The following is a 2,611-nucleotide window of genomic DNA, read 5'->3' on the forward strand; positions in this document are numbered from 1 at the left end:
GGGTACGCCTCTCATGAAAAAGAGGTGCTCGTCGGTGTTACCGAAGCACGTGCCAAAGTGGGACAAATGAACATAACTCCGGCCGTTTTGAATGATCCCAAAGCATTTGCCGCGTTTGAAAAAGCGCAAGGGGAACTTAGTAGTGCTCTTTCACGACTGATGATGGTCAGTGAGCGTTATCCAGAACTCAAAGCCGATAAAAATTTTATGGCATTGCAGGTGCAGTTGGAAGGGACGGAAAATCGTATCAGCGTTGCACGTCGTGATTACATTCAAAGTGTCCAAGCCTACAATCTCGAACTTCGTACGGTTCCGGGGCGTTGGGTAGCTGCAATCCTTTATCCCGATGCAACGATAAAAGAGACCTTTAGCGCAGAGCCTCAGAGTCAAAAAGCACCAACCGTAGCGTTCTAATCGATGTTTCGGTTAGCCCTTTTAACCCTAGTATTTATAGGGGTTTATGCTTTTGCAGAGCCGAAATTTCCTGAACTCACGGGTCGGGTTGTCGATGAAGCGGGACTCCTCTCTAAAGCTCAAGAGCAGTCTCTCGCTGATATGTCAGGGACGATCGAACGTGACAGCACCGTACAGGTGGTGGTCGTTACTCTCAAATCACTCGATGGGTATGACATTGCTGAGTATGGGTATCAACTCGCCCGTTATTGGAAAGTGGGGCAGAGAGACGAAGACAACGGAATTTTGATCATGATCGCCCCGAAAGATCGAAAAGTACGGATCGAGATCGGTTATGGGTTGGAAGCGTTTATCACCGATGCCGAAGCGTATGAGATGATCCAATCGAAAATGCTTCCCCGTTTTAAAGAGAAAGATGTCTACGGCGGGATACGTGATACAATCGATGCCATCGGGACGATTGTATCAAAAGAGTATCAACATGATTACGGTGCCTATAAACCTGTACGGATGAGTGCATTTTATATTGCGGCTATTGCTTCAATCCCTTTTTTAGTGATGGCATTTTGGGCAGGAAGCTACTTTTTCTCACGACAAGTTAATATTGCTATCAGGGTAATAGCATCAGTTCTAGTTGGAGGATTTGCCGGATTTTTGGTATGGGCGTTCAGTCACATCATGATTATCAGTGGTATTATCGCTTTGATTGTCGCTATCATTGCCTATTATTCGGATCAAAATTCCGATTACGGATCGATAATTACCGATATGGCCGATAGTGGTGGAAATATTGGAAGCGGGGATTCCTTCGAAATATTTAGCGGTGGCGGTGGCGATTTCGGCGGAGCGGGTGCAAGTGCTGACATCGGAAGTGTATTGGACGGATTGGGGAGTTTATGAAACAGTTGAATGAAACATTAAAAAATCAGATAAAAGAGGCGATCCAAAACGCCGAGAAAAACAGTTCTTGCGAATTTGTCGCGATCATTACTCAAAAAAGTAGCGATTATGGGATTTACGCTTTTTTCGTATCGGCATTGAGTGCGTTGTTGATCCCTCATTTGATGCTGTGGCTCACCGATTGGCTCACACTGGGGGATATTTTTCGCTTACAGATAGTGTTATTTATCGTATTGTTGATTGTAACCCGTTTACCCCTCATCTCCAAATATTTGGTTCCAAATGTCGTGATGCGACGGCAAGCAACGCTCGTAGTACAGGAAAGTTTTCGTAAATTCGGTTTGTATCGTACCACGAAACGACGCGCTATTTTGTTTTTTGTCTCAATCGATGAGGGGTATGTCGAGATACTCACTGATATCGGGATCGATGCGAAAATCTCTCCTGAGAAATGGCAACCGATTTTAGAAAAATTTCGTCATCGTTTGCATACGAAAAGTGTTGGGGAAGGGTACCTCGAAGCGATTGAATCGTGCGGTACAGTTTTAGCACGCGAATTCCCCGCCGAAGAGGGGGATATGGATGAATTGCCGAACGAGTTGATCGTTGGGCATATTGATCATTAAAGTATGAATTATTTATGTTGAATTCTCTGTATAGATTGATTTTTTTGATTTTGTTGAGTTTATGTTTGAATGCAGAAGAGATAAAAGATCTTGATACTCTAAAAACAACTTATGGAGAAAAGTTTGAACAACTGAGTGCCGGAGAAAAAGAGTATTTAACTAGAAATTATAAATTAATACGTCGTATCACGCAAGCTGTATTAGATCGTTATGGACACTCACGTATTCCTGCTGATGTGATTGTTAATGATAGAAATATGATTGAGTTCTATTTACATCCGAATGGTTCGATTTCGGATATATCTTTTGTCCAAAAAAGCAAAATTGAGGTTCTCAATGACACGACTAGAGAGACGATCGAGCTTGCGTATTATAAATATCCTCGACCAAAGGAAAAAATATTGATTCGATATCGTGTTTATTATGATATGGATAAAAATGAGAGTAAGAAGAAAAAATAAGGATAAATGATGAAGCAGGGATTGTTTTGGTTATAAATCTAAAATTTTCTTAATCCCCTGTTTGATAACAGGAAACCTCTCTTCAATCACGTTTTCAACGATATAAAGATCAATCCCCTCATAATCGTGTGCGATGAAATTGCGAAGCTCATAGCTCCCTTTGATATCTTGCTTTTCAAAATTAGAGAGGATTTCGAGTTCACCAGCATG

5 protein-coding genes are annotated in these 2,611 nt (G+C 41.9%); 4 read left to right on the forward strand and 1 reads right to left on the reverse strand.

Annotated features, from left to right (window positions below; all coding sequences use genetic code 11):
• From WA010_RS10945 to WA010_RS10960, 4 genes are all read left to right on the forward strand, one after another.
• The coding region (locus tag WA010_RS10945) for a LemA family protein (protein WP_422557151.1) at positions 1 to 414 on the forward strand (414 nt) is incomplete at its 5' end.
• Positions 415 to 417: 3 nt separating this feature from the next.
• Entirely contained in the window at positions 418 to 1,314 is an 897-nt protein-coding gene (locus WA010_RS10950) for a TPM domain-containing protein (RefSeq protein WP_422557152.1), read from the forward strand.
• Entirely contained in the window at positions 1,311 to 1,940 is a 630-nt protein-coding gene (locus WA010_RS10955; protein ID WP_422557153.1) for a TPM domain-containing protein, read from the forward strand. Before WA010_RS10950 ends, WA010_RS10955 begins: the two co-directional genes overlap by 4 nt.
• 65 nt (positions 1,941 to 2,005) lie before the next feature.
• Entirely contained in the window at positions 2,006 to 2,401 is a 396-nt protein-coding gene (locus WA010_RS10960) for an energy transducer TonB family protein (RefSeq protein WP_422557154.1), read from the forward strand.
• A gap of 30 nt (positions 2,402 to 2,431) precedes the next feature.
• On the opposite strand, the gene WA010_RS10965 is transcribed toward WA010_RS10960, so the two are convergent.
• Positions 2,432 to 2,611, reverse strand: a 180-nt coding sequence (locus WA010_RS10965) for a HepT-like ribonuclease domain-containing protein (RefSeq protein WP_422557155.1), incomplete at its 5' end; no start/stop codon positions are given.

Origin of the sequence: Sulfuricurvum sp. (assembly GCF_049305995.1) — a bacterium.
GTDB lineage: Bacteria > Campylobacterota > Campylobacteria > Campylobacterales > Sulfurimonadaceae > Sulfuricurvum.

Excerpts from the sequence above, each read along its gene's own strand:
- WA010_RS10950 (WP_422557152.1), top strand. The coding sequence starts at position 418 with ATGTTTCGGTTAGCCCTTTTAACCCTAGTATTTATAGGGGTTTATGCT.
- WA010_RS10955 (WP_422557153.1), top strand. The coding sequence starts at position 1,311 with ATGAAACAGTTGAATGAAACATTAAAAAATCAGATAAAAGAGGCGATC.